Origin of the sequence: Caballeronia sp. PC1, assembly GCF_021353155.1 — a bacterium.
Classification (GTDB): Bacteria; Pseudomonadota; Gammaproteobacteria; order Burkholderiales; family Burkholderiaceae; genus Caballeronia; species Caballeronia cordobensis.
Window position 1 is genome coordinate 1724234 of record NZ_JAJUBH010000001.1, and the last position, 24965, is coordinate 1749198.

Below are 24965 nucleotides of genomic sequence, written 5' to 3' on the forward strand. Positions count from 1 at the left end.
CGGCACCCGTTAAACTGCTCCATCGAACAGCCCGGCTCGCAGGCGGCATCGCCGTGGCCGGGCAGCAGTCTCATCCGTTTGACACAACATTGATTCAATCTCAGGCATGCACATGGTAGTTCTCGGCTGGTTCGGTGCATCGGTCGTCTGGTTTCTTCCGCTTCTCTGGCGCATCGTCAGGCTCGCGCTGCCGGGCGGCGCGCGCGGTGCAGGCACGATCCGTCTCTGGCTCGGCTTCATCGCCGTGCTGCTCGCGAGCAGCACGCTCGAAGGCGCGCTCGCGGGCTCGTTCGAAACGCAGGTGAATATCAATCGCTGCGGACGCGCGCTCGCCTCGAGCTTGAGCGGCATCGCGCATCCGGGCGGCGCGGCCGCGATCGCGGCGCTGGTGCTCGCGATCTTTCTGCCGTGGCTCGTCGAATTCAGCTGGCGCTCGGTGCTGGCCTGGGCCGACGAGGCGTTCGGCTTCGGCCTGCCGCAAAGCTGGCTCACGCCGCGCGAGCGGGAGAGCGAGCCGCGGCAAAGCGCGCCGGGCCGCGACAAAATCGCGAGCTGGTTTGCGCGCCGCCCCCGCGCGAAGACGCCTCGCGAGTCGCAGGAGCGCGGCCATCGCGCGGAGCGTTTCGATGCGTCGTCATCGCGCATCGCGCCCGACGAACCCACGCTCGGCCTGCCGACCGGCAATCGCAGCAGCCGCTATCAGCGGCCGACCGTGTGGCGACCGCCCGCGGTGGGCAAGAACGCCGCCCGCGCGGCGGCGGCCGGCGCGAGCGCCGTGGCCACTGCCGAAGCGTATGCGAAACGTCCCGCCTTCGAGGCGGCGGGCGTCCCCCGGCCTGCCACGCACACGGAGCCGGTCGCGCCTTCGGGCTGGTTGAATCCGCCGTCGCCTTCCGCGAATCGCGATGCCCGCGCGCCGTTCCCGCCGCGTCAGGCGTCCGCGTTCGAGCCGTCGGGATCGGGCTTGCGCGCGTCCGTCGCTGCCGAGGAGCCGCGTGCCCGGACGCAGCCGACGCCCGCGCCGCGCGTGGATCGTCCGCGCAGTCCGCCGTCTTCGATGCCCGCGCAACGGAGCACGGGCGCGGCGAGCTTGTCTACGTCCGTCGCGCCGGCTGGGCATGCCGCGCGCGGGGCATCGTTGCCACAATCTCAGCAGCCGGTGCAAGGGTTCAGACGCCCGCTCGCGCGCCCGGTCGCGAGCGCCGCCCCGCGCGAGTTCGCGTCGGCGCCGCTCGCCGCGCCCGCGTTCTCGCGCCCGGCCGCGCCGCTCGGACCGCCCTCGCCGCCGCCCGCGCCCGACGCCATTCAGGCGACGCTGCGCTCCATCGAGGAAAAGACCGCGCTGTGGACGTCGCTGGCGGGCGCGAGCCTCGCTCGCGGACACGTCGCGATGGCGCGCGCGGGTCAGTCGGCCATTCCGCCGGACGCCGAAACGCCGGCATTGGCAGCGGCGCCGAGCGACGAGCCTGCCGTGGAATTCGTCGAAATCCCGCGCGCGGAACCGTCGATAGCGCCGATAACGCCGCTAACGCCACCCGCACCCGCGCCGACGATCGAAGACCACGACGACCTGCCGCTGATCGACGCCCTGGCGATCGCGCCCGCGCTCGTCGAGCCGCCGCCGCTTTTCGACATCCGCCTGCCGGAGCCATCGCTCGCCGAAGCCGAATCCGTGGCCGAACCGATCGCACCGCCGCAACCCGCTTCGCCGCCGGCCAGCGAAATCGCCACGATCGAAGCGCAAGCGCCCGCGCCCGCGCCCGCGCCCATCGAAATGCTGTCCGAGCCGCCGTCGCCCCAGATCGACGAGCCGATTGCCGTTTTGCCCCCGATGCATGACGCGCGCGAGATCGCGCAGACGCCGCCGTGGCTCGACGCCGTCGATTCGGGCAACGAAGAGCGCGAGCCCCCTCCCCCGTCGCTCGTGCACATCGCCGATGAACCGGTCGCGGCACTCGAAGCGCCAGCCGAGCTTGAAGAGGACGCGGACGCGCCTGAGGCCGAGCGCCAGGCGGCGGGCGACGAATTCGCGTCGCCGTCGAACGTCGTGCGCTTTCCCATCGCGACCAGCGTCGCGGCCGCGCCCGCGATTGCGCCGGCCATTGCACCGACCTCCCCGCCCGAACCGCGCGCACCCGTGCGCGGCTCCGCGCCGGCCGAATTCGAGTTCCACGCGCCGCACGCATCGGCGGTGGAATTGCCGACGCTCGATCTGCTCGAACCCGCCTCGGACGAAGCCGAACCCGTCTCCGAAGAGCACCTCGCCGAAACCGGCCTGTTGATCGAGCAGCGCCTTCAAGAATTCAAGGTGCCGGTGACGGTGGTCGGCGCATCGGCCGGTCCGGTCATCACGCGCTTCGAGGTCGAGCCGGCGCTCGGCGTGCGCGGCAGCCAGATCGTCGGGCTGATGAAGGATCTGTCGCGCGGGCTCGGCCTCACGTCGATCCGCGTCGTCGAGACAATTCCCGGCAAGACCTGCATGGGCCTGGAACTGCCGAACGCGAAGCGTCAGATGATCCGGCTGTCGGAGATTCTCGAGGCCGACGTCTACCGCAGTTCGAAGTCCAATCTGACGATCGCGATGGGCAAGGACATCATCGGCAATCCGGTTGTGACGGATCTCGCGAAGGCGCCGCACATGCTCGTCGCGGGCACGACGGGCTCGGGCAAGTCGGTTGCGATCAACGCGATGATCCTCTCGCTGCTCTACAAGGCGAAGCCCGAGGACGTGCGCCTCATCATGATCGACCCGAAGATGCTGGAATTGTCCGTCTACGAGGGCATTCCGCACCTGCTCGCGCCGGTCGTGACCGACATGAAGCTCGCGTCGAACGCGCTCAACTGGTGCGTCGGCGAAATGGAGAAGCGCTACCGGCTGATGTCGGCGGTCGGCGTGCGCAATCTGCAAGGCTTCAACCAGAAGATCCGCAATACCGAAGCCGCGGGCAAGAAGCTCACGAACCCGTTCTCGCTGACGCCCGATGCGCCCGAGCCGCTGTCCACGCTGCCGCTCATCGTCGTGATCATCGACGAACTGGCCGATCTCATGATGGTCGCCGGCAAGCAGATCGAGCAGTTGATCGCGCGGCTCGCGCAAAAGGCGCGCGCGGCGGGCATTCACCTGATTCTCGCGACGCAGCGGCCTTCGGTGGACGTGATCACCGGCCTCATCAAGGCGAATATTCCGACGCGCGTGGCGTTCCAGGTGTCGTCGAAGATCGATTCGCGCACGATTCTCGACCAGATGGGCGCGGAATCGCTGCTCGGCGCGGGCGACATGCTGTTCCTGCCGCCCGGCACGGGCTATCCGCAGCGCGTGCACGGCGCGTTCGTCGCGGACGAGGAAGTGCATCGCGTGGTCGAGCATCTGAAGCAGTTCGGCGAGCCCGAGTATGAGGAAGGCATCCTCTCCGGCCCGACCGCCGAGGGCGGCGCGACGGGCGATCTCTTTGGCGACACGCCCGACGCCGAAGCCGATCCGCTCTACGACGAAGCCGTGGCCTTCGTCGTGCGCACGCGGCGCGCGTCGATTTCGTCGGTGCAGCGGCAATTGCGCATCGGCTATAACCGCGCGGCGCGGCTCGTCGAGCAGATGGAAAGCGCCGGTCTGGTCTCGCCGATGGGCAGCAACGGCAACCGCGAAGTGCTCGCGCCGCCCGGCCCGGCGGACTGACGGGGCGCGGGCTTTACCAGAGCCGCAGGCGGCGCAACAGGAAGATCGTGATGGCGGCGCAGGCTGCCATCACGCCGATCACGATCCAGAACGAAACGGGATCTTTCGTGCCCGGCAGGCCGGCCACGTTCATGCCGAAGATGCCCGTCACGAGCGTCGCGGGCAACAGCAACGCGGACATGATCGCGAGCCACAGCAGCTTGCGGTTGATGTCTTCCGACAGCGCCGCGGCGATTTCATCCTGCAAGAGCTTCGCGCGCTCGTACAGCCCTTCCAGCCCGCCACCGAGACCGTTGAGCACCTGAATCGCCTGGACGAGCGCTTCCATCGAACGCGGCTCGGCCCATTCCAGCTTGCGCAGCACGAGCTGGGTCAGCGCGTTGCGCTCCGGGTCGATGAAGCGCCGCACTTCCACGAGACGCCGCCGCACATCGCCCAGCACCGAGCGGCACTTCACGTGGCCGCCTTCGAGCACGCTTTCCTCGACATCGTCGAGACAGTCGCCGATTTCGTCGATGCGGTCCGCGAAAGTCTCGTTCAGCGCGCGAATCAGCCCCGCGAAGAGATCGACGGTGTCGCGGAACGTCGTGCCTTCGAGCACGGCGTGGCGCAGCCGGTCGGTCGATTCGAGCGGCCGCGCGCGCACCGTGATCATGCGGTGCCGGTCGACGTAAAAGCGCAGCGCGCCGGTCGCGCGGTTCACCTCGCGCGCGCCGGGCGCGGCGGCATCCGGCGTCTTCGCCACGAGTTCGAGATCCGCGACGACGCCATACATGAAGTTCGAGCCGATATGCACGCGCGGACGCTTGTCCTCACCGTTCAGGAATTCGCGCGCGACATCGGGCATCGACGTGACGCCTTCGAGCCAGCCTTCGACGGTATCGTCGTTCGCGGACAGATGCAGCCACGTCGGGCCGTCGCCCGCGACCGCATCGCGCGCTTCGTCCCACGTGAGCCGCAATGCCTCGCCGCCCGCGAAGCTGAACGCGCTGATGAAGCCCGGCGGCGCGGCCTCCTTGCGCTTGAGCGGGCGTTCATTGGCGTCGAGCGGATGAGCCGTGTTCAGTCGTGTGTTTCCTGCCATTGCCTTTCAAATTTCCTCAGTACACCTTTCAGTCGCGCGCTGTCGCATGGCGCTGTGCGGATTGCATCGTACTAGAACTCATAGCGGCCCCAGAAAAACGCCACGTCGCCGTCGTTCAGGCCGGGAATGCGCGGGATGAAGGTCGCCATCGCCGAGGCGCGCTGAAAGCGCACGGAACCGATCGGCAGCGCGAGCGGCAACGGCAGGTAATGCGCGATATCGCTGCGCGCCGTGACGCCGACGAAAAATCCGCCGCCCGCCTGCAAGCCGCCCAGCACCGGCTTCGTGTACCACTGTCGCGCATAGCCGCCGATCGGCTGAAAGTTGTGATGCGAGTCCGAAAAAGCGAACGCGAACAGAATGTCCTCGTTGCCGTTCGCATCGGTCCAGTGCTTGCCCGCGCCGCCGCCGTACGACCACGGGTTCAACTCGCTGCGGTTGTCGAAGCCATCGATATGCCAGCCGTAGCCGGTCACATACAGATCCCACGTGCCTTCGTGCGCGACGCGCATCACGCGCTCGCACGCCGACGACATCCAGTCCCGCTGATAGTCGCAGTCCGTGCCGCTCGCAAGCACGGCAAGCGGCGCGCATAGCGTCGACACCGTGACCGCCTTGACCCATGTGCTTTTCATGGTCGCGAACCGGTCGTCATCCGCTCACGAAGGCGACACGAACTTGAAATCCACCGGCGAGCCGATCGACAGGCGCTTCGGGTCCGACGCGAGTTCGCCCGATTCCGGATCGCGGCGGAAGAAATACGCGCTGTCGCTTTCCTGATTGCCGACGACGAGCCAGCGCCCGGTCGGATCGATCGCGAATTCACGCGGCGTCTTGCCGAGCGTCGGATAACGCTTGACGAGCTTCAGATGCCCGTTCTTCGGATCGACCGTGAACGCGACGATCTCGTTCGCATCGCCGCGATTTGTCGCGTAGAGGAAGCGCCCGTCCGGCGACAGATGGATCGCGCCGCCGCCGATCTTGCCTCTGAAGCCCGGCGCGATCATCGATACGGTCTGAACTTGCGTGAGCTTGCCGTCGCGATAATCGAACACGAGCACCGACGCGTTCAGTTCCGTCGTCAGATAGGCGCGCCTGCCGCTTTCGTCGAAGATCAGATGGCGCGGGCCGGAGCCCGGCGCGACGGGTGCGTAACGCGCTTCGGTCGGACCGAACAGCCCGCGCTTCGACTGCGACGGATCGGGCGTGTAGCGATACGCGAACACCTTGTCGACGCCGAGATCCTGTGCGAAAAGATACTTGCCGTCGGGCGAGAAGACGGTCGAGTGGACGTGCGAATTGTCCTGCCGCCCTTTGACCGGTCCCCCGCCCTCGTGATGCACCGTCAGCACCGACGTGCCCACCTGACCGTTAGCCGCAAGCGGAAAGACGGCGAAACTGCCGCCCGGATTGGACGCGACCGAATAGTTGGCGGTCAGCAGATATTTGCCGTCGGGCGAGATGGCCAGATAGCACGGATCGTTGCCGTCCGAGGAAACGCGGTTTAGAAAGCTCAACTGGCCAGTCGCGCGATCGAAGCGAAACGCGCTCACGCCGCCGCGCTGCGTCGCCGGGCCGTTGTCGCCGGGCAATTCGTTCACCGCGTACACGTAATTCCGGTCGCGGCTCACGACGAGATACGACGGGTTCACCGTCTGCGCCGACGCGATGCGTGACAGTTCGCCATTGCCCGTATCGAAGCGATAGACATAGATGCCTTCGCTCTTGCCACCGCCGGTATACGTGCCGACGAGCAGATCGAAGACCGGGCCGCCCGACGCGCCCACGGCGGCCGTGCCGCTCGCAGCGCCCGGCGTGGCGGACGTGGCGGGCGTGGCCGACGCCGGGGCGGATTGCGCGAACGTCTGCGCCGCCGCCAGCGATAGCATCAGCGCCATGCCTCTCGCCCACCCGACGGTTCTGGCGCGCATCGGGCGCGCGTCTTGCAAGAGCGGCATCAGCGTGTTCGCGCCGAATGGATGGCTCGGGTGCATGAAACCTCCTCATCGTTTCTTTGCCGCTTGTTTTTGGAGCAAGGCGAAGCGATGCGAGCGCGCGGCATCGCGAAGCCCGCGACGTGCGGGAGCAAGTTCCGCTCCAAAGGCGCCGGCCGCCGTCGCGAAAGATGGGCTCGCAGCCAAGATACACCACGCGCCACAGGTCAACCGACACGATTCGAATCAACAACAGGAGTTGCCGCGATGACTATCCATCTAAGCCTTGCCCCGCTGGTTTCGCTGATTGCCGGGATTCTGATTCTCGTGATGCCGCGGCTTCTCAACTTCATCGTCGCGATCTATCTGATCGTGATCGGTCTGATCGGCTTGTTCGGCATGGGATCGGCGCATTTCTGACGTTCGACGGTCGCCGCGCAAAAGACGAGCGCACGCGCACGGACTGAACCGCGCGCGTGCGCAAAGTGTCACGAAAAAAGTACAGGTGGAAGTACGCGCGGTCCTGCCGCGCCGGAATCTGCGCGCGTCAGCCGTTCGCGAGTTGATCGAGACGCAGGCGCCCCTGCAACGACAACGCGCCGACCGAGACGCCCGCGACGCCGAAGCTATAGCGACTAAAACAGTCGCGTTCGGTGAGAAAGGCCGCGGCGGTGACCATTGCGTTACGCGACAGGCCGAGATGGGTGTAATCGAGCGCGAGGAGCGTGTCGGCGTCCGGGACGCGGCTCGCGGCAGAAAGAATGGCAATGCAGTCAGCTTTCGACGGATAGAGCATGGGTTCGGTTCCTCGAAAACGCTACGTTAAGGTACGTAAAGGACCGGCGGGAGCGGCCGGGATCATGCTTGAAAGACGCGCGAAAGGTCAAAGAGTTTCAGCCGCACCGCGTAACAAGAAGAAACAAGGGAAACCGCGCCGAAAGCTTTCGCGAAACTTCATTGTAAACATCAGTCGAATGTTTTTTCAACGGATTCATCGGCGCTTCGTTCGCGCTTTCCGCCAGTTGCCCGCGGCATGCTGTCGCATGCCGCATGGCGCGGCGCGCTGCGTGCCCGGCCCGCTTTTCTGCTCGGATCGAACGAATGCGGCAGAATGCGGCCAGAAAGCATGCGTGACGTCCCGTATGTCGTGGACGCGGCGCTTGCCCGGAGCACGCTCGCAGCATGCGTCCCGGATCTCCCGCTCAACCCGCGGCGCGCGCTTTGGTTCAGCCCCCGCCGCCAGGAGGATGATGTTCGCTCATGCCTGCACTGATTGAAGATTACGCGATGGTCGGCGACGGCCACACGGCCGCCCTCATTTCCCGCGAAGGCTCGGTCGACTGGCTGTGCTGGCCGCGCTTCGATTCCGGCGCGTGTTTCGCCGCGCTGCTCGGCACGCCGGAGCACGGACGATGGCTGATCGCCCCGGAGATGGCCGACGGCGAGATGCCCGTCATCAAACGCCGCTATCGCGAGGACACCCTCGTCCTCGAGACCGATTTCGAGACGCCGCAGGGCGCGGTGACGATCGTCGACTTCATGCCGCTGCGCAACGGGCATTCGGAACTCGTGCGCATCGTGATCGGACGGCGCGGCACCGTGCGCATGAAGATGGAACTGGTGCTGCGCTTCGATTACGGCTCGGCCGTGCCCTGGGTCAGCCGCCTGCCCGACGACAGCGGCATCCGCGCGATCGCCGGGCCCGATCTGGCGGTGCTGCGCACGCCCGTCGAGCTCGTCGGCGAAAACATGCATACGACCGCCTGCTTCGATGTGAGCGCCGGCGAGCGCGTGCCCTTCTCGCTGTGCTATTCGCAATCGCATCTGCGCGTGCCGCACGCGTCCGATCCGCATACGCAGCTTGCGCGCACCGAGAACCACTGGCGCGAATGGTCGGGCCAGAGCGAGCTCAAGGGCCAGTGGGCGCCCGCCATCCGCCGCTCGCTCATCACCTTGAAGGCGCTCGCGTACGAGCCGACCGGCGGCATCGTCGCTGCGCCGACCACCTCGCTGCCCGAGCAACTGGGCGGCACGCGCAACTGGGATTATCGATACTGCTGGCTGCGCGATGCGACCATCACCCTGCTCGCGATGATGCGCGGCGGCTACTACGACGAAGCCCGCGCGTGGCGGGCGTGGCTCGGCCGCGTGATGGCCGGCTCGCCCTCGCAGATCCAGATCATGTACGGCATCGCGGGCGAGCGCCGCCTGCCCGAGTGGGAAATCCCGTGGCTGCCGGGCTACGAGGGCGCGGCGCCGGTGCGCATCGGCAACGGCGCGGTCGACCAGTTGCAGATCGACGTCTATGGCGAAGTGATGAACGCGCTGCACCTCGCGCGCGTCGGCGGCCTGCAGACCGACGAAACCGCATGGTCGATCCAGTGCGCGATGCTGGAGCACCTCGACACGATCTGGGATCGACCCGACGAAGGCATCTGGGAAGTGCGCGGCGGGCCCCAACACTTCACCTTTTCGAAAGTCATGGCGTGGGTCGCGTACGACCGCGCGATCAAGTCGGCGGAGAAGTTCGAGCTGCCCGGTCCGATCGATCACTGGCGCGAGATGCGCGCGCGCATCCGCGCGGAAGTGCTGAAGAAAGGCTGGAACCCGAAGCTGAACTCGTTCACGCAGGCGTACGGCAGCGACGCGCTCGACGCGAGCCTGCTGCTCATCCCCTTGCTCGGATTTTTGCCGCCAAAAGATCCGCGAGTGACCGGAACCGTACATGCGATCGAGACCGATTTGACGCACGATGGTCTTGTCAAGCGCTATCACACCGCCGAAGTCTCCGATGGACTGCCGCCTGGGGAAGGCACGTTTCTAGCTTGTAGCTTCTGGCTGGTCGACAACCTGGCGTTGCAGGGCCGGATCGACGAGGCGCACCGGATGTTCGAGCGCCTCGTCGGTCTCGCGAACGACGTCGGCTTGCTGGCCGAGGAGTACGACACGGTGGCGAAGCGCATGGTGGGCAACTTTCCGCAGGCTTTCACCCACGTGGCGCTCGTGCACACTGGGATGAACCTGATGCGGCACGAGGAAGAGATGGCCAAGGCGACCGGCCAGCCGACTGGCTCGGAGAACCACGAGGACGCGGATGCCCCCGCAGCGGTCGATGCGGCGGCGGGAAAATCTTAAATAGCTGTTTTGTTTGGCGAAAACGGGCGGCGCACGGTAATATTGGTGCAATGCACAAAAGCTAGTATTCGCAGATGTGTTGTTTCCAGGCCGGCAATTTCAACCGGTTGGTTGAATTGAACATTTAATGCGCGGAAAATCTTGCCTAGACTCAAGGATTTGTTGCTGAGGGTCGATAACGCGCAGGTGGCAACACAGAAAAGGCATGCAGCGTCGCAGGAAAGACAGTGCCCCGCAGCGCGGCGACAGCCCGCCGCGCCGCCGGGGATCTTCGAATGCCGTTGAAGCTCATCCCCGGGAGGTTTGCCGGGATCAACGGGCGTACCGGTTTCACCGGAGTTACTGGGGCAACCATGCTCTATCAAATTCACGAATTTCAGCGAGCCGTGCTGTCTCCCCTCACAGCATGGGCCCAGGCCGCATCGAAGTCTTTTGTCAACCCGGCCAGCCCCCTCGCCTACGTTCCCGGTTCGAGCCGTCTGGCCGCCGCGTACGAGTTGCTCTACCGGCTCGGAAAAGACTACGAAAAGCCCGAGTTCAGCATTCATCAGATCGTCAAGGACGGCCACAACATTCCGATCGTCGAGCAGACGGTCGTCGAAAAGCCGTTCTGCCGCCTGCTGCGCTTCAAGCGCTTCGCGGACGACAGCGGCACCGTCACCAAGCTCAAGAACGAGCCGATCGTGCTGGTGTGCGCGCCGCTTTCCGGCCATCATTCGACGCTCTTGCGCGATACGGTGAAGACCCTGCTGCAGGACCACAAGGTCTACATCACCGACTGGATCGACGCGCGCATGGTGCCGATCGAGAACGGCCCGTTCCATCTGGACGACTACGTCGCGTACATTCAGGAATTCATCCGCCATATCGGCGCGAAGGATCTGCACGTGATCTCGGTGTGTCAGCCGACCGTGCCGGTGCTCGCCGCCATTTCGCTGATGGCGAGCCGCGGCGAAGACACGCCGCGCACCATGACGATGATGGGCGGCCCGATCGACGCGCGCCGCAGCCCCACGTCCGTCAACTCGCTCGCCAATGAGCATTCCTACGAGTGGTTCGAGAACAACGTCATCTACACGGTGCCGGCGAACTATCCGGGCGTCGGCCGCAAGGTGTATCCGGGCTTCCTGCAGCACGCGGGCTTCGTCGCGATGAATCCGGAACGCCATCTCACGGCCCATTGGGACTTCTATCAAAACCTGCTGCGCGGCGACGATGACGACGCCGAACAGCACCGCCGTTTCTACGACGAATACAACGCCGTGCTCGACATGGCCGCCGAGTATTATCTGGAGACCATCCGCGTCGTGTTCCAGGAGTTCCGGCTCGCGGAAGGCACGTGGGAAGTCGAAGGCGAGCTCGTGCGTCCGCAGGACATCAAGCACACCGCGCTCTTCACGATCGAAGGCGAACTCGACGATATTTCCGGCAGCGGCCAGACGCGCGCCGCGCACGATCTGTGCACCGGCCTCCCGGCGAAGCACAAGCGGCATTTCACGGCGGAAAAGGCCGGTCACTACGGCATTTTCTCGGGCCGGCGCTGGCGCACGATGGTGTATCCGCAATTGCGCGAGTTCATCCTCGAACACGACAAGACGCCGAAAACCGAAGCGGTGCCGGCGTGAACGTCTGAGCTGAAAAGCGTCGAAACCGATTCCATCGCATCAAATGAAAACGTCGCGCCCTGCAAAAGGCGCGACGTTTTTTCTTCCGGCAACGCGTGCGCGAACTTCGCGAATCAGCGGCGCGTCAGATACGCCATCAGCAATTCGGTATTCATCCGCACGATCTGGTCGCGCTGCCCCTGCTCGCTGAAGTCGAGACCGAAAGTGGCTTCCAGCGTGAAGCGATTCGAGACGATGTAATAGCCGAGCCCCGACAGAATGATGTAGAACTTGAGCGGATCGACATCGGTGCGAAACAATCCTGCCTTCTGTCCGCGATCGAGAATGGCCGTGAGCGTCGCGACGATAGGCGAAATCAGCTCGCGTATTCGATTCGATCCTTTGATATACCGCGCTTCGTGCAGATTTTCGTTATTGATGAGCCGCAACAGCTCGGGATGGTCGCGGTAATAATCCCAGACGAAATGCGCGAGGCGCGTCATGGCTTCGATGGGCGCAATGCCGTCGAGTTCGAGCGTGCGCTCGGCGTCGACGAGCGCGGCAAGCGCGTGTTCCAGCACCGCCGTGAATAACTGCTCCTTGCTACCGAAGTAGTAATAGAGCATGCGCTCATTGGTCTCCGCCCGGCGCGCAATTTGATCGACGCGAGCGCCGAACAGCCCACCGGCCGCGAATTCCTCTGCGGCGGCAAGCAAAATACGGCGCCGGGTGCCTTCCGGATCTCTTTTGATTTTCGGCTGATTCATGATGGCATGACTCGGGAGCCGCGTTGCCGGGTTAGCGTCACGCGGCCCGCAATGGGGTACATGACGTGAACGGGCGCTGCCCATTGGTTAATTGGGAAACACCGTCCTGCGGTCAAACGGAAAAGCACTTCGATTATGCGCACATTGAACGAACATTGGCAATTAGGATTGAAAGACATTCGGCACGACCGTTGACGACTTCGGCGATAATGACGGTTAAAGCCGAGCGCGCCATGCCGCGCCAGTCCCCAAGGCAACATCGCCATTCCCCGTGACCGCCACCGTTTCCAGAACGCTCGCAGAGCGCATCGAAGACCTGCTGCCGCAGACGCAATGCACCAAGTGCGGCTATCCGGCCTGCCGTCCCTACGCCGAAGCCATCGCCGCGGGCGAGGCGAACTACAACCAGTGCCCGCCCGGCGGCGCGCAAGGCATCGCGCGCCTCGCCGCGCTGCTCGACAAGCCCGTGATCCCGCTCGACACGACACATGGCGAGGAGCGCGCGCGCCCGCTCGCCGTCATCGACGAGAACGTGTGCATCGGCTGCACGCTGTGCATGCAGGCTTGCCCGGTCGATGCAATCGCCGGCGCGGCGAAGCAGATGCATACGGTCATCGCCGAACTGTGCACCGGCTGCGATCTGTGCGTACCGCCCTGCCCGGTTGATTGCATCGCGATGCTCCCCGTGACCGGCCAGCGCATCGGCTGGGACGCATGGAGCCAGGAGGAAGCCGATGCCGCGCGCGCGCGGCATGACCGCCGCATGACGCGCCTCGAACGCGAGCGCGCGGCGGCCGAAGCGCGGGCGAACGCGCGCCAGGCGTCGCGCTCGCAGGCCGAATCCAAAGCACAGGAAAAGCCCGAAGCGCCCGCCGCGCAGGACGATCCCGAAGCGAAGAAGCGCGCGATCATCCAGGCCGCGCTCGAACGTGCGCGCAAGAAAAAGGAAGAGATGGCCAGCCTCGGCGCGGGTCCGAAGAACACCGAGCATGTCAGCACGGATGTTCAGGCGCAGATCGACGCGGCCGAGGCGCGCCGCCGCCGGCTCGGACTGACGGACGGCGAAAACGCGTCCCATCCCGGCGAGGGCGAGCGCTCCGCCAACGTGAACGCCAAAAATCAACGCCACGAATGAACGCCACCAAGCGCCGCGCCATCTACGAAACGCTGCAAAGCCTGAATCCGCATCCGACGACCGAGCTCGAATACACGACGCCCTTCGAACTGCTGATCGCGGTGATGCTTTCCGCTCAGGCCACGGATGTTTCGGTGAACAAGGCGATGCGCAAGATGTTTCCCGTCGCCAACACACCGGCGGCGGTGCTCGCGCTCGGCGAAGAAGGCGTCTCGGACTATATCCGCACCATCGGGCTCTATCGCACGAAGGCGAAGAACGTGATCGCGACGTGCCGGATTCTCATCGACCAACACGGCGGAGACGTGCCGGACGATCGCGAAGCGCTCGAAGCGCTGCCGGGCGTCGGCCGCAAGACCGCGAACGTCATCCTGAACACGGCGTTCGGGCATCCGACGATCGCCGTCGATACGCACATCTTCCGCGTCGCGAACCGCACGGGGCTCGCGCCCGGCAAGGACGTGCGCACGGTCGAGACCGCGCTCGAAAAATTCACGCCGAAGGAGTTCCTGCACGACGCGCACCACTGGCTCATTCTGCACGGGCGCTATGTCTGCAAGGCGCGCGTGCCCGAGTGCTGGCATTGCGCGATCGAGCCGCTCTGCGAATACCGGCCGAAGACGCCCGCGCCGGTGGAATGAGCGGCCCGCGGCGCCGCAGTCTACAATAGCGGGTTACGAAACCCGCATCGAATCAATACCTTATGTTCAACCCCAGCCGCGACGAAGTTCGCCAGTTCTTCACCGAGACGTGGCGCAAGGAGCGCGCCGGCGAAATCCTGACGCCGCTCGAAAGCATGGCCGCCGACTGGATCGGCGAGCATCCCGAATATCACGACGCGCTCGCGAACCCCGAAGCGCGCGACACCGATTACTCGCCGGATCGCGGCCAGACCAATCCGTTTTTGCATCTGTCGATGCATCTGGCGATCAGCGAGCAGTTGTCGATCGATCAGCCGCCGGGCATCCGCCGGGCGCACGACAGGCTCGTCGCGCGGCTCGGCTCGCCGCACGACGCACAGCACGCCATCATGGACTGCCTCGGGCAAGTGATCTGGGAAGCGCAGCGCTCGGGCACGCCGCCGGACACCGACGCCTATCTCGCCCTGATCGAGCGGCGTGCTTCGCGCGACTGAGCATCGAAACCGGCCCATCAAGCAAAACACCCCGCTTCGAGCGGGGTGTTTCGTTTGTCTGCGGCCGGGCCGAAAGACGCGCGCTTACTTCTTCAGCACGAGACTGCCGTCGAGCGATTCGATATAAGCCGCGAGATCCTTCAGGTCGCTCTGCGACAGGCTTTGCACCTGCGCCGCCATGATGGCGTTGTTGCGGCCGAAGTTCGGGTTGTTGCCGCCGATCTGATACTGGCGCAGCGCCCAGTAGATATAGGTCGCATGCTGACCCGCGAGACGCGGATACTCGCCGCTCACCGGCTTGTTGAGGCCGGGGCCGTGACAGGCCGCGCAGTTGTGGCTGTCCGAGAGCGCCTTGCCGTTGCTCACGTCGGCCGCGTGCGCCACGCCGAACGACGTCATGCCGATCAGCGCCGCTGCCGCGCATGCTGCCTTGAAGCTGCTTTGAAGTGCCTTGGAGGGCTTCATGAATTCTCCTTCCCCTTGTCGCTCTGGCGTGCTTCGACGCCGGGATTACTTGTCGGGATTGTTCTTCGATTGGGGAGTCTGCGCAGCGTAGTACGCGGCGATATCGGCGATGTCCTGATCCGAGAGCGTCGTCGCGATGGCGCGCATCGTGTCGAAATGACGGTCGCCCTTCTTGTAGGCATGCAGCGCATTGGCGATGTACTGCGCGTTCTGGCCGCCCAGCATCGGCACTTCATAGACCTCGGGGTACGCGGTGCGATAGCCGGGGATGCCGTGGCAGCCGATGCACATCGCGACCTTGCCCTCCGCAGCCTTCGCGTTGCCGACGACGTCGGCCGACGCCTCGGTCGCGAAGCCGGCGAGACCGGACAGCGCTGCAATCACGGCACATTTGCCGACGAAATTGTTCATAGCTCTTCTAACCTGGCTTGAGGGGAAATCCGGCGCTCAAAAGGCCGTGGCCCGCGCCGAGCGCGCTACAACCTTCTCGGGACTGTTTGCTGCTGCAGGGTCTGTCGCCACGCAGGCCAAAAAAATCGCGCTAATTGTACCGCGCGACCTACCCTCCGTCCACACACGAACCGCGCGGAAGCCTTGCTGGCAATGGGAACCGGCTGAAACGCAGTGGTTTGGCCTGCGACATTTCGTCCCTGTACAACCGACGAGCCCGCCTGCGCGCTCGCTAGAATCGCATCCCGACGCATGCGGCCACCCGCCGATGGAGCGGCTCAAACGATACCCGGCGGGCCTCAATGCCGAAAGGTCTTCTGACTTATACTGGGATTTTTTTGCCAACCGGATCTTCGTCATGCGTTTCGAAGGCTCATCGCAATACGTCGCAACCGACGATCTCAAGCTCGCGGTCAACGCCGCGATGACGCTGCAACGGCCGCTGCTCATCAAGGGCGAGCCCGGCACCGGCAAGACCATGCTCGCAGAAGAAGTGGCGGGCGCGCTCGGCATGCCGCTCCTGCAATGGCATATCAAATCGACGACCAAGGCGCAGCAGGGCCTCTACGAATACGACGCGGTATCGCGCCTGCGCGATTCGCAGCTCGGCGACGAACGCGTGAAGGATATCCGCAATTACATCGTCAAGGGCGTGCTGTGGCAGGCGTTCGATTCCGACCAGCAAAGCGTGCTGCTCATCGACGAGATCGACAAGGCGGACATCGAATTTCCGAACGACCTGCTGCGTGAGCTCGACCGCATGGAGTTCTACGTCTACGAGACGCGCGAGCTCGTGAAAGCGAAGCATCGGCCGCTCGTCATCATCACGTCGAACAACGAGAAGGAGTTGCCGGACGCGTTCCTGCGCCGCTGCTTCTTCCACTACATCAAGTTCCCCGACGCCGAGACGATGAAAGCGATCGTCGACGTGCATTTTCCCGGCATCAAGCAGGAACTGCTGGCCGCGGCCATGCAGAGCTTCTTCGAATTGCGCGGGGTGTCGGGGCTGAAGAAGAAGCCGTCGACCTCCGAACTGCTCGACTGGCTCAAGCTGCTGCTCGCGGAAGACATTCCGCCCGAAGCGCTGCGCTCGTCGGATCAGAAGCAGATCGTGCCGCCGCTGCACGGCGCGCTTCTGAAGAACGAGCAGGATGTCGCGCTCTTCGAACGGCTGCTTTTCATGAACCGCAACCATCGCTAGACAATGAGCCGCTGGATCGAACCCGTCACGCTGGAAGGCGCACATGTGAAGCTCGTGCCGCTCACGCACGAGCACGAACAGGCGCTGACGGCCGCCGCGAGCGACGGCGAATTGTGGAAGCTCTGGTACACCTTCGTGCCCTCGCCCGACAAGACGCGCGCCTATATCGAGACCGCGCTGGACATGCGCGACCGCCTCGGCGCGCATCCCTTCGCGGTCATCGATGCGAAAACGGGCGACATCGTCGGCTCGACGCGCTATTTCGCGGTGGACGAAGCGAACCGGCGGCTGGAGATCGGCCATACGTGGTATGCGAAGCGCATGCAAAAGACCGCGCTCAACACCGAAGCCAAGCTGTTGCTGCTCACGCACGCATTCGAGAAGCTGAACGCGATCGCGGTCGAGTTCCGCACGCATTTCATGAATCACGCATCGCGTGCGGCGATCGCGCGGCTCGGCGCGAAACAGGACGGCATTCTGCGCAACCATCAGATCGGCCGCGATGGCGTCTTGCGCGACACCGTCGTGTTTTCCATCATCCAGTCGGAATGGCCGGCGGTGCGCGCCAATCTCAACTACCGGCTCGACCGCTGAACTACGTCACGATGGAGAGCGCGCCATGCTGATCGACTTCTTCTACTCGCTGCGCGACGCGAAGCTGCCCGTCTCGGTCAAGGAATATCTGACCTTGCTCGAAGGGCTGAAGGCGCGGGTGATCTCGCCATCGCTCGACGAGTTCTATTTCCTCGCGCGCATGACGCTCGTGAAGGATGAGAAATACTTCGACAAGTTCGACCGCGCGTTCGGCGCCTACTTCCACGGCGTGACGCAGTTGCCCGACGAAGCCTTCGACATTCCGCTCGACTGGCTCAAAAAACGCCTCGACCGCGAGTTCACGGCGGAGGAAAAGAAGCGCATCGAGGCGCTCGGCGGCCTCGACAAGCTGATGGAGCGCCTGAAGGAACTGATGGACGAGCAGAAGGAACGTCACGAAGGCGGCAACAAGTGGATCGGCACGGGCGGCACGTCGCCGTTCGGGCATGGCGGCTACAACCCGGAAGGCATTCGCATCGGCGGTGAATCGTCGGGCAATCGCACGGCCGTGAAAGTGTGGGACGAGCGCGCGTACAAGGATTACGACGATCAGGTGGAAATCGGTACGCGCAACATCAAGGTCGCGTTGCGGCGTCTGCGGCGCTTCGCGCGCGAAGGCGCGGCCGAAGAACTCGATTTGCCCGACACGATCCGCAGCACCGCCGCCAACGCGGGCTGGCTCGATCTCAAGATGGTGCCCGAGCGCCACAACAACGTGAAAGTGCTGATGCTGCTCGATGTCGGCGGCTCGATGGACGATCACATCAAGCGCGTCGAAGAGCTTTTCTCGGCGGCGAAGGCCGAGTTCAAGCATCTCGAGTTCTACTACTTCCACAACTGCGTGTACGACTATCTGTGGAAGAACAATCGCCGCCGTCATCAGGAACGCACGCCCACCTTCGACGTGCTGCACAAGTTCACGCCGGACTACAAGCTGATCTTCGTCGGCGACGCCACCATGAGTCCCTACGAAGTGCTTCAGCCGGGCGGCTCCGTCGAATACAACAATGCCGAGGCGGGCGCGGTGTGGCTGCGCCGTCTGGCGGATCAGTTTCCGCATCATGCGTGGCTCAATCCCGAGCCCGAGCGGCTATGGGAATACCGGCAGTCGATCGCCGCGATCCGCAACGTCCTCGGCAACCGCATGTACGGCCTCACGATGGCCGGCCTCGAAGCCGCGATGCGCGCGCTGTCCAAATAAGAAACTCGACATGAAAGCATCCGCTCCGGCGCCCGCCGCGCCGCGTTTTCTCTTTGACACGTCGCTGTCCACGGTTGTCGCCGGCTTCGTCGCGATGATGACCGGCTACACCAGTTCGCTCGTGCTCATGTTCCAGGCGGGTCAGGCCGCGCATCTCACCGACGCGCAGATTTCATCTTGGATCTGGGCGCTTTCCATGGGCATGGCAGTCTGCACGATCGGCCTGTCGCTGCGCTACCGCGCGCCGGTCGTCGTCGCGTGGTCGACGCCCGGCGCGGCGCTGCTCGTCTCGTCGCTGCCGAATGTCGCGTATGCCGATGCGATCGGCGCGTTCATCGTCTGCGCGGTGCTGCTGACCGCGGTCGGCCTCACCGGCTGGTTCGACACGCTGATGAAACGCATCCCGTCGGGCATCGCCGCCGCGCTGCTCGCGGGCATCCTGTTCGAGATCGGCATCGAAATCTTTCGCGCCGCCGGACATCGCACGGCGCTCGTCCTCGTGATGTTCTTCGCGTATCTCACGGCGAAGCGCTTCACGCCGCGCTACGCGATTCCGGCGACGCTCGTGGTGGGCGTCGCGGTCGCGGGCGGGCTCGGGCTGCTCGACTTCTCGCGCTTTCATGTCGCGCTCGCGCATCCCGTCTTCACGATGCCCGCGTTCTCGCTCGCCTCGGCCATCAGCATCGGCGTGCCGCTTTTCGTCGTCGCGATGGCCTCGCAGAACGTGCCCGGACTCGCCGTGCTGCGCGCGGACGGCTACGCGACGCCCTCCGCGCCGCTCATCTCGACCACCGGCATCGCCTCGCTCGTGCTTGCGCCGTTCGGCTCGCACGGCGTGAATCTCGCCGCCATCACCGCCGCGATCTGCACCGGCCGCGAAGCGCACGAGAATCGCGACAAGCGTTACACGGCGGCCGTCTGGTGCGGCATCTTCTATCTGATCGCGGGCACGTTCGGCGCGACCATCGCCGCGCTGTTCGCGGCCTTTCCGAAGGAGCTCGTCGTGTCCGTCGCGGCGCTCGCCCTCTTCGGCTCGATCATGAGCGGCCTCACCAACGCGATGCAGGACGCGCGCCAGCGCGAGCCCGCGCTCGTCACCTTCATGGTGACGGCCTCGGGCCTGACGCTGCTGTCGATCGGCCCGGCGTTCTGGGGACTGGTCGCGGGCATCGTGACGCATGTCGTGCTCAACGCGCGGCGACCCTGAGGCAGCCTACAATGGCGGAATCGGCCCCGAATTTCCGGCCGGATTTTTGTCATAGGTTGGTGGTATTCCGTCATGGCTTTGATCGATAAACTGCTCGCGCGCAGCGCGCCCGGCGCCCAGAAACGCAAGACGATCGTGCGCGTGCTGCTCGACGACGCCGGGCACGTGCAGGACGTCGTGCTGAAGATGAGCTGCGGCGACGCCGCGAAAGACGCGCACGCGCTCGACGAGGTCCGCAAGATGCGGTTCGCGCGCGGCCAGCTCGGCTCGGGCACGGTGCGGCGCTGGCACGAGCTCGCCTACGCCGCCGATTGAACGCGTGCTCGCGCGCCCGGTCGAAACCGGCAGCGCGCGGCACCGGTTCAAACGGATTCACACGCACTCAGCGCGCTCGCCGCGCTCGGGACTAGAATGAGGGAATGACATTCAGGGGCGCGCCGCGCGAACGAAGTCGCCGCGCGGCGTCGCATTCATGGGCAATCCGCGGGTTACGACCGCACTTTGACAAGGCGCATCGCGTCTCAGACTCGACATGACATCCGCTCTCGACCAGCTCAAGCAATACACGACCGTCGTCGCCGACACGGGCGACTTCCAGCAATTCATCGCATTCAAGCCGCAGGACGCGACGACCAATCCGTCGCTCATTCTGAAGGCCGTCCAGAAGGACGATTACAAGCCGCTGCTCGAAAAGACCGTCAAGGAGCACGCGAAGCAGCCGATGCCGCAGATCATCGACAATCTGCTGGTCGCGTTCGGCACCGAGATTCTGAAGATCATTCCGGGCCGCGTCTCGACGGAAGTGGATGCGCGCCTCTCGTTCGACACGAAGGCCTCGATCGACAAGGCGCACGACATCATCAAGCTGTACGAGAACGCGGGCGTGAGCCGCGATCGCGTGCTGATCAAGCTCGCATCGACGTGGGAAGGCATCCGCGCGGCGGAAGTGCTGCAAAAGGAAGGCATCCACTGCAACATGACGCTGCTCTTCTCGCTTGCGCAGGCCGTCGCATGCGCCGAAGCGGGCGCGCAACTCATTTCGCCGTTCGTCGGCCGCATCTACGACTGGTACAAGAAGTCCGCCGGCGCTGAATGGGACGAAGCGAAGAACGGCGGCGCGAACGATCCGGGCGTGCAGTCGGTGCGCCGCATCTACTCGTACTACAAGAAGTTCGGCTACAAGACCGAGGTCATGGGCGCGAGCTTCCGCACGGTGAGCCAGATCACCGAGCTGGCCGGCTGCGATCTGCTGACGATCAGCCCCGATTTGCTCAAGAAGCTCGCCGACAGTAACGACAAGGTGGAGCGCAAGCTCTCGCCGGAAAACGTCAAGAACGAGAACGTGGAGAAAATCGGCGTCGACGAGCCGACCTTCCGCTTCCTCGTGAACGACGACGCAATGGCGACCGAAAAGCTCGCGGAAGGCATCCGCACCTTCGCCGCCGACGCGATCAAGCTCGAAAAGCTGATCACCTCGTTGCAGTAAATCGTCCTCATCCGATGGTCTGAAAGTCCACGGACAGAACCGCAAATCGAGCCTACGCAAGGTTTCGATTTGCGGTTTTTTTCATTGCGCTTCTTCGTGACGCAATTTGACTAATTCCGAGTCAATGCGGCATCGCGTTGCAATAGACTTCCGTGCTCTGGCGGCATGTCCGCTTTCTATGCACGGAGCCGTTCGGTCATGCAACTGGATACCTACATTTTCTATAACGGCGACTGCGCCGCGGCGCTCGAACTGTATCAGGCCGCATTCGGCGCGCAGATCGCCGCGCTGGTCCGCTTCCGCGATGCGCCCGACGGCGGCAACGCCCCGCCCGACTGGCAGGACAAGGTCATGCACGCGGTGTTCCACGTCGGACCGAACGCGATCATGGTGTCGGACGGCCGCTACGGCCAGCCGCGCAAGGACTACTCCGGATTCACGCTGTCGATCGCCGCGGACGACGCGCCCGCGGGCGAGCGCATCTTCAACATGCTCGCCGAAGGCGGCAACGTGCTCACGCCGTGGCAAAACACGTTCTGGACGCAAGGCTTCGGCATGCTGACGGATCGCTTCGGCGTGCCCTGGCTCATCAACGTGGTGCAGCCCGACGAAGTTCAGGCCGCCTGAACCTCGTCAACGAACCCTTACTCGCCAAGCGGCCGCGCGCCTTCGATATTCCACTGCCGCTCGATTTCCGACAGACGCAGCCGCAAGCGTTCCACCTGCTCGACGAAACGCATCGCGAGCCAGTGCATGCCCTGCGTCGCGTCGCTGGCCTTCTCGTCGATGTGCGGCGGCGGCAGCGGCGATAACTCCACCGCGCGATAAAGCAAGCCCACGCGCCCGAAGCGCAACGCACGGGCCATCTGCAGGAGTTGCTGGCGCACCGTGTATTCGCGCGGCGTGCACGCGATCGCGAAACGGTCCGGCGATGCGCCCGCCGCTTCGGGCATCGAGCCTACCAGCAACTCCAGCGCCGCGAGAATCGAGCGGTGCAGCCGCTGGATTTCTTCGAGCCGCGCCATCGACACGTCGGTTTCCTTCGAGACCGATTCCATCAGCCCTCTCGACTGCACGAGCCGCTGGCTCATCTTGAAAAAGCGCTGGGCGGACTCCTCCGCGAGAAGCGGCGTGCCGTCGAGCAGGGCGCCGTAGAGCTTCGCGCATTCGCGCAGATTGTCCGCGAGACGGTAGCGCCACGAATAGGTCGCGTACTGCGGCAACACGAACGAGAATCCGAGCGCGATCACGACCCCGATCAGCACGTTTGCCGTGCGCCACAGGCCGGTGGAAAGCGGCAGGTCGCCGTGGCCGGAGACGATCACCATCGTGATCGCCGTGAGCAGCGCGACATAACCCGCCTTGCCGATCGCGTAGTAGGCGCAGCCGCCCGCGATCACGCACATCAGCACGAAGAACACCATCGACGAGCCGGTGAGCATTTGCGCGATGATGAGCACGAGACCAAAGGACGCGCCGAGCATCGTGCCGACCGCGCGTTCCGCCGCCTTCTTGCGGATGTTGCCGTAGTGCTGCAAGCCGCCGATCACGACGAGCACCGAAACGGACGCCCACACGCCGTGCGGCATGTCGATGCCCGTCGTGACGGCGATCGACACGGCCATCGCGAGGCCGACGCGCACCGCGTGGATCAGGGCCGCGTGCCGGTAGCGGAAATACGGCGAGGCGATCCAGTGCAGAAGGCGCGCGAGTTGGCTGCGCCGGGCTGACGTCGATGTCGGTGAAAGCATGGTTCGCTCGCGTCGGTGAAGACACACGCCTCACAACGAAGGCGGTCGAAAAACGAAAACGAAACGAAAAAGAAAACGAAACGCCCGTAACGGCCATTCGGCTGCTACGGGCGTTTTACCAGCTTTTGGGGCCGCGCGTCGAACGGCTGCCCGACGCGCGGCCACGGCGGTACGGATCAGCCTTCCACGATGTCGAGATAGTCTTCCGGACGCGTGCGGTCTTCCGAGCGCTTGAGGCCCAGCACGCGCACCAGCACGCTCACGACGATCGAAACGATCAGGTTCGCGATCAGCGCCCACACGGCCGCGTAGCCCGGCACGACATAGCCGAAGAGATGCAGCGGATAGATCGAGCCTTTCAGTTGCAGCGAGACGGCCATCCACGTGCCGACGCCGATGCCGACCGCCCAGCCGAGCAACAGGCCGCGATGATCGAGCACGCGCGTATAGAGGCCGAGCACGAGCGCGGGCAGCGTCTGGATGATCCAGATGCCGCCGAGCAGTTGCAACTGAATGGCGTAGGTCAGCGGAAGCGCGAGAATGAACACGACCGCGCCGACCTTCACGATCAGCGACACCAGCTTGGCGACGTTGGTTTCCTGCTCAGGCGTCATCCTCGTATTGACGAACTCGCGGTGCACGTTGCGCGTGTACAGATTCGCCGCCGCGATCGACATGATCGCCGCCGGCACGAGCGCGCCGATGCCGATCGCCGCGAACGCCACGCCCACGAACCACGACGGGAAGTAGTGCAGGAAGAGCGCCGGCACCGCGAAGTTCGCGCCATAGGCCTTGAAGTACGACGCGTATTCCGGCATGTCCTTCACGCCCGACGCCAGCGCCATGTAGCCGAGCAGCGCGAGCAGGCCGAGCACGAGCGAGTACGCCGGCAGGAGCGACATGTTGCGGCGGATCGTGTTGCCCGAGTTCGACGACAGAATCGCCGTCACCGAGTGCGGGTACAGGAAGAGCGCGAGCGCGGAGCCGACCGCAAGCGTCGCATAGGCGCTGTAGCCGTTCAGGCTCGTCGCGTCGGGCGCTTTCAGCAGCAGCTTCTCGGGCGGAACCGTGCTGAAGATGTGGCCGAAACCGCCAAGCTGCGCGGGAATCACGATCATCGCGGCGATGATGGTGATGTAGATCAGCACGTCCTTCACCACGGCGATCATCGCGGGCGCGCGCAGGCCCGACGTGTACGTGTACGCGGCGAGAATCGCGAACGCGATGATGAGCGGCAGATCGCCGACGAAGCCTTGCGTCGAGAAGCCGAGCGCGCCGATCACCACTTCGATGCCCACCAGTTGCAGCGCGATGTACGGCATCGTCGCGACGATGCCCGTCACCGCGACGGCGAGCGCGAGCATGCGGCTGTTGTAGCGCGCGTGCACGAAGTCGGCGGCGGTCACATAGCCGTGACGCTTCGCGATGCTCCAGAGCTTCGGAAACACGACGAACGCGAACGGATAGATGAGGATGGTGTACGGCAGCGCGAAGAAACCCGTTGCGCCCGCGCCGAACACGAGCGCCGGCACCGCGACGAACGTGTAGGCGGTATAGAGATCGCCGCCGAGCAGGAACCACGTGACGATGGTACCGAAGCGGCGTCCGCCGAGACCCCATTCGTCGAGCTGGCCGAGATCGCCCTTGCGCCAGTGCGCGGCGACGAAGCCGAGAATCGTGACGCCGACGAAGAAGAGAACGAAGACGATGGTTGCGGTGAGATTCATCATGCCGCACCTCCATTCTTACGGCCGGAGGGCAGCGCCTTGGTCTTCACGTAGACCACGGCCGTGATGACCGCGCTGATCAGCACCCAGAGAAGCTGGTACCAGTAAAAATACGGAAAGCCCCACAGAACGGGCTCGATCTTGTTGTAAAACGGCACCCATACCACACCGATCCACGGAAGGATCAGAAGCCAAAGCCAATGCTTATTGCGCGGTTGTCCGGTGCCGGTCGCAGCTTCGTGGGCCATGAACGGTCTCCTCTTTGTTTTGATTCGCTGGGGTTATTGCGAGCCCGGCGGGATGCCGGTTGTCGGGTAGACACGCCGCTGAAAGCGCCCCGAAATAACAGAGGGAGTATATGGACCCTTAAAAGACGGTCAAGCAGGGAGAATCCCGACTATTCCGCTGATTTGAAA

The 24965-nt window shown here is 64.6% G+C and carries 25 protein-coding genes; 14 read left to right on the forward strand and 11 right to left on the reverse strand.

All coding sequences use genetic code 11. From position 1 onward, the window contains the following. Positions 1-112 precede the first annotated feature (112 nt). The gene (locus LY284_RS08305; protein ID WP_375294243.1) at positions 113-3673 is read left to right on the forward strand and encodes a DNA translocase FtsK; all 3561 of its coding nucleotides are present in this window, start codon (positions 113-115) and stop codon (positions 3671-3673) included. A gap of 13 nt (positions 3674-3686) precedes the next feature. Here LY284_RS08305 and LY284_RS08310 read toward each other — a convergent pair whose 3' ends face one another. The 3 genes from LY284_RS08310 to LY284_RS08320 form a co-directional block, all read right to left on the reverse strand. After that, the gene (locus tag LY284_RS08310; protein ID WP_014190887.1) at positions 3687-4757 is read right to left on the reverse strand and encodes a CorA family divalent cation transporter; all 1071 of its coding nucleotides are present in this window, start codon (positions 4755-4757) and stop codon (positions 3687-3689) included. A gap of 71 nt (positions 4758-4828) precedes the next feature. Further along, complete coding sequence (locus LY284_RS08315; RefSeq protein ID WP_014190886.1) at positions 4829-5392, reverse strand: antimicrobial peptide resistance and lipid A acylation PagP; 564 nt, start codon at positions 5390-5392, stop codon at positions 4829-4831. Between the two features lie 24 nt (positions 5393-5416). Then, positions 5417-6751 carry a lactonase family protein gene (locus LY284_RS08320; RefSeq protein ID WP_045450413.1) on the reverse strand — a complete coding sequence of 445 codons (1335 nt, stop codon included), beginning with the start codon at positions 6749-6751 and terminating at the stop codon, positions 5417-5419. Between the two features lie 207 nt (positions 6752-6958). Here LY284_RS08320 and LY284_RS08325 point away from each other — a divergent pair, with 207 nt between their 5' ends. Then, a complete protein-coding gene (locus LY284_RS08325; protein WP_014190884.1) occupies positions 6959-7111 on the forward strand; it encodes a DUF3096 domain-containing protein in 153 nt (50 codons plus the stop codon). Positions 7112-7238: 127 nt separating this feature from the next. Here the strand turns inward: LY284_RS08325 and LY284_RS08330 are convergent, their stop codons facing one another. After that, positions 7239-7487: a hypothetical protein gene (locus LY284_RS08330; RefSeq protein ID WP_014190883.1), complete on the reverse strand. Its 249-nt coding sequence runs from the start codon at positions 7485-7487 to the stop codon at positions 7239-7241. Positions 7488-7951: 464 nt separating this feature from the next. Between LY284_RS08330 and LY284_RS08335 the strand changes: the two genes are divergently transcribed. Further along, positions 7952-9826 carry a glycoside hydrolase family 15 protein gene (locus LY284_RS08335; protein WP_014190882.1) on the forward strand — a complete coding sequence of 625 codons (1875 nt, stop codon included), beginning with the start codon at positions 7952-7954 and terminating at the stop codon, positions 9824-9826. Here LY284_RS08335 and LY284_RS08340 read toward each other — a convergent pair. After that, positions 9823-10197 carry a hypothetical protein gene (locus LY284_RS08340; RefSeq protein ID WP_014190881.1) on the reverse strand — a complete coding sequence of 125 codons (375 nt, stop codon included), beginning with the start codon at positions 10195-10197 and terminating at the stop codon, positions 9823-9825. The genes LY284_RS08335 and LY284_RS08340 overlap by 4 nt on opposite strands. On the opposite strand from LY284_RS08340, the gene LY284_RS08345 reads away from it, so the two are divergent. Continuing rightward, on the forward strand, positions 10180-11451 hold the full coding sequence (locus LY284_RS08345) for a polyhydroxyalkanoate depolymerase (protein ID WP_014190880.1): 1272 nt from the start codon (positions 10180-10182) through the stop codon (positions 11449-11451). The two genes, LY284_RS08340 and LY284_RS08345, sit on opposite strands and share 18 nt — an antisense overlap. Positions 11452-11564: 113 nt before the next feature. On the opposite strand, the gene LY284_RS08350 is transcribed toward LY284_RS08345, so the two are convergent. After that, on the reverse strand, positions 11565-12197 hold the full coding sequence (locus LY284_RS08350; RefSeq protein ID WP_014190879.1) for a TetR/AcrR family transcriptional regulator: 633 nt from the start codon (positions 12195-12197) through the stop codon (positions 11565-11567). A gap of 271 nt (positions 12198-12468) precedes the next feature. On the opposite strand from LY284_RS08350, the gene rsxB reads away from it, so the two are divergent. From rsxB to LY284_RS08365, 3 genes are all read left to right on the forward strand, one after another. After that, positions 12469-13332, forward strand: a complete 864-nt coding sequence (rsxB, locus tag LY284_RS08355; RefSeq protein WP_014190878.1) for an electron transport complex subunit RsxB — start codon at positions 12469-12471, stop codon at positions 13330-13332. Continuing rightward, positions 13329-13973 carry an endonuclease III gene (gene nth, locus LY284_RS08360; protein WP_014190877.1) on the forward strand — a complete coding sequence of 215 codons (645 nt, stop codon included), beginning with the start codon at positions 13329-13331 and terminating at the stop codon, positions 13971-13973. Before rsxB ends, nth begins: the two co-directional genes overlap by 4 nt. Before the next feature lie 62 nt (positions 13974-14035). Then, a complete protein-coding gene (locus LY284_RS08365) occupies positions 14036-14467 on the forward strand; it encodes a DUF1841 family protein (RefSeq protein ID WP_014190876.1) in 432 nt (143 codons plus the stop codon). Positions 14468-14551: 84 nt separating this feature from the next. On the opposite strand, the gene LY284_RS08370 is transcribed toward LY284_RS08365, so the two are convergent. Together LY284_RS08370 and LY284_RS08375 are read right to left on the reverse strand one after the other, a co-directional pair. Then, the gene (locus tag LY284_RS08370) at positions 14552-14932 is read right to left on the reverse strand and encodes a c-type cytochrome (protein ID WP_014190875.1); all 381 of its coding nucleotides are present in this window, start codon (positions 14930-14932) and stop codon (positions 14552-14554) included. A gap of 45 nt (positions 14933-14977) precedes the next feature. After that, positions 14978-15343, reverse strand: coding sequence for a c-type cytochrome (locus LY284_RS08375; protein WP_014190874.1), 366 nt, complete (start codon positions 15341-15343; stop codon positions 14978-14980). Positions 15344-15740: 397 nt separating this feature from the next. Between LY284_RS08375 and LY284_RS08380 the strand changes: the two genes are divergently transcribed. From LY284_RS08380 to LY284_RS08410, 7 genes are all read left to right on the forward strand, one after another. Next, entirely contained in the window at positions 15741-16583 is an 843-nt protein-coding gene (locus LY284_RS08380) for a MoxR family ATPase (RefSeq protein ID WP_014190873.1), read from the forward strand. 3 nt (positions 16584-16586) lie between these two features. Next, a complete protein-coding gene (locus tag LY284_RS08385) occupies positions 16587-17177 on the forward strand; it encodes a GNAT family N-acetyltransferase (protein WP_014190872.1) in 591 nt (196 codons plus the stop codon). Between the two features lie 25 nt (positions 17178-17202). Further along, positions 17203-18378: a VWA domain-containing protein gene (locus tag LY284_RS08390; RefSeq protein WP_014190871.1), complete on the forward strand. Its 1176-nt coding sequence runs from the start codon at positions 17203-17205 to the stop codon at positions 18376-18378. A 10-nt stretch (positions 18379-18388) separates the two neighbouring features. Beyond that, a complete protein-coding gene (locus LY284_RS08395; RefSeq protein WP_014190870.1) occupies positions 18389-19585 on the forward strand; it encodes a benzoate/H(+) symporter BenE family transporter in 1197 nt (398 codons plus the stop codon). Between the two features lie 72 nt (positions 19586-19657). Continuing rightward, positions 19658-19900: a hypothetical protein gene (locus tag LY284_RS08400; RefSeq protein ID WP_041730234.1), complete on the forward strand. Its 243-nt coding sequence runs from the start codon at positions 19658-19660 to the stop codon at positions 19898-19900. A 217-nt stretch (positions 19901-20117) separates the two neighbouring features. Beyond that, positions 20118-21071 (forward strand): transaldolase, encoded by a 954-nt coding sequence (gene tal / locus LY284_RS08405; protein ID WP_014190868.1) that lies wholly within the window; start codon positions 20118-20120, stop codon positions 21069-21071. 198 nt (positions 21072-21269) lie between these two features. Continuing rightward, a complete protein-coding gene (locus tag LY284_RS08410; protein ID WP_014190867.1) occupies positions 21270-21698 on the forward strand; it encodes a VOC family protein in 429 nt (142 codons plus the stop codon). A 17-nt stretch (positions 21699-21715) separates the two neighbouring features. Here LY284_RS08410 and LY284_RS08415 read toward each other — a convergent pair whose 3' ends face one another. The 3 genes from LY284_RS08415 to LY284_RS08425 form a co-directional block, all read right to left on the reverse strand. Next, entirely contained in the window at positions 21716-22822 is a 1107-nt protein-coding gene (locus LY284_RS08415) for an FUSC family protein (RefSeq protein ID WP_014190866.1), read from the reverse strand. Between the two features lie 176 nt (positions 22823-22998). Continuing rightward, positions 22999-24549, reverse strand: a complete 1551-nt coding sequence (mctP, locus tag LY284_RS08420; RefSeq protein WP_014190865.1) for a monocarboxylate uptake permease MctP — start codon at positions 24547-24549, stop codon at positions 22999-23001. Next, entirely contained in the window at positions 24549-24797 is a 249-nt protein-coding gene (locus tag LY284_RS08425; protein ID WP_014190864.1) for a DUF3311 domain-containing protein, read from the reverse strand. The genes mctP and LY284_RS08425 overlap by 1 nt, the downstream gene beginning before the upstream one ends. Positions 24798-24965: the final 168 nt, after the last annotated feature.

What these genes read in the sequence shown, in the direction of transcription:
- LY284_RS08305 (WP_375294243.1), top strand. Translation starts at nt 113, where the DNA reads ATGGTAGTTCTCGGCTGGTTCGGTGCATCGGTCGTCTGGTTTCTTCCG.
- LY284_RS08310 (WP_014190887.1), bottom strand. Translation starts at nt 4,757, where the DNA reads ATGGCAGGAAACACACGACTGAACACGGCTCATCCGCTCGACGCCAAT.
- LY284_RS08315 (WP_014190886.1), bottom strand. Translation starts at nt 5,392, where the DNA reads ATGAAAAGCACATGGGTCAAGGCGGTCACGGTGTCGACGCTATGCGCG.
- LY284_RS08320 (WP_045450413.1), bottom strand. Translation starts at nt 6,751, where the DNA reads ATGCACCCGAGCCATCCATTCGGCGCGAACACGCTGATGCCGCTCTTG.
- LY284_RS08325 (WP_014190884.1), top strand. Translation starts at nt 6,959, where the DNA reads ATGACTATCCATCTAAGCCTTGCCCCGCTGGTTTCGCTGATTGCCGGG.
- LY284_RS08330 (WP_014190883.1), bottom strand. Translation starts at nt 7,487, where the DNA reads ATGCTCTATCCGTCGAAAGCTGACTGCATTGCCATTCTTTCTGCCGCG.
- LY284_RS08335 (WP_014190882.1), top strand. Translation starts at nt 7,952, where the DNA reads ATGCCTGCACTGATTGAAGATTACGCGATGGTCGGCGACGGCCACACG.
- LY284_RS08345 (WP_014190880.1), top strand. Translation starts at nt 10,180, where the DNA reads ATGCTCTATCAAATTCACGAATTTCAGCGAGCCGTGCTGTCTCCCCTC.
- LY284_RS08350 (WP_014190879.1), bottom strand. Translation starts at nt 12,197, where the DNA reads ATGAATCAGCCGAAAATCAAAAGAGATCCGGAAGGCACCCGGCGCCGT.
- nth (WP_014190877.1), top strand. Translation starts at nt 13,329, where the DNA reads ATGAACGCCACCAAGCGCCGCGCCATCTACGAAACGCTGCAAAGCCTG.
- LY284_RS08365 (WP_014190876.1), top strand. Translation starts at nt 14,036, where the DNA reads ATGTTCAACCCCAGCCGCGACGAAGTTCGCCAGTTCTTCACCGAGACG.
- LY284_RS08370 (WP_014190875.1), bottom strand. Translation starts at nt 14,932, where the DNA reads ATGAAGCCCTCCAAGGCACTTCAAAGCAGCTTCAAGGCAGCATGCGCG.
- LY284_RS08375 (WP_014190874.1), bottom strand. Translation starts at nt 15,343, where the DNA reads ATGAACAATTTCGTCGGCAAATGTGCCGTGATTGCAGCGCTGTCCGGT.
- LY284_RS08380 (WP_014190873.1), top strand. Translation starts at nt 15,741, where the DNA reads ATGCGTTTCGAAGGCTCATCGCAATACGTCGCAACCGACGATCTCAAG.
- LY284_RS08385 (WP_014190872.1), top strand. Translation starts at nt 16,587, where the DNA reads ATGAGCCGCTGGATCGAACCCGTCACGCTGGAAGGCGCACATGTGAAG.
- LY284_RS08390 (WP_014190871.1), top strand. Translation starts at nt 17,203, where the DNA reads ATGCTGATCGACTTCTTCTACTCGCTGCGCGACGCGAAGCTGCCCGTC.
- LY284_RS08395 (WP_014190870.1), top strand. Translation starts at nt 18,389, where the DNA reads ATGAAAGCATCCGCTCCGGCGCCCGCCGCGCCGCGTTTTCTCTTTGAC.
- LY284_RS08400 (WP_041730234.1), top strand. Translation starts at nt 19,658, where the DNA reads ATGGCTTTGATCGATAAACTGCTCGCGCGCAGCGCGCCCGGCGCCCAG.
- tal (WP_014190868.1), top strand. Translation starts at nt 20,118, where the DNA reads ATGACATCCGCTCTCGACCAGCTCAAGCAATACACGACCGTCGTCGCC.
- LY284_RS08410 (WP_014190867.1), top strand. Translation starts at nt 21,270, where the DNA reads ATGCAACTGGATACCTACATTTTCTATAACGGCGACTGCGCCGCGGCG.
- LY284_RS08415 (WP_014190866.1), bottom strand. Translation starts at nt 22,822, where the DNA reads ATGCTTTCACCGACATCGACGTCAGCCCGGCGCAGCCAACTCGCGCGC.
- mctP (WP_014190865.1), bottom strand. Translation starts at nt 24,549, where the DNA reads ATGAATCTCACCGCAACCATCGTCTTCGTTCTCTTCTTCGTCGGCGTC.
- LY284_RS08425 (WP_014190864.1), bottom strand. Translation starts at nt 24,797, where the DNA reads ATGGCCCACGAAGCTGCGACCGGCACCGGACAACCGCGCAATAAGCAT.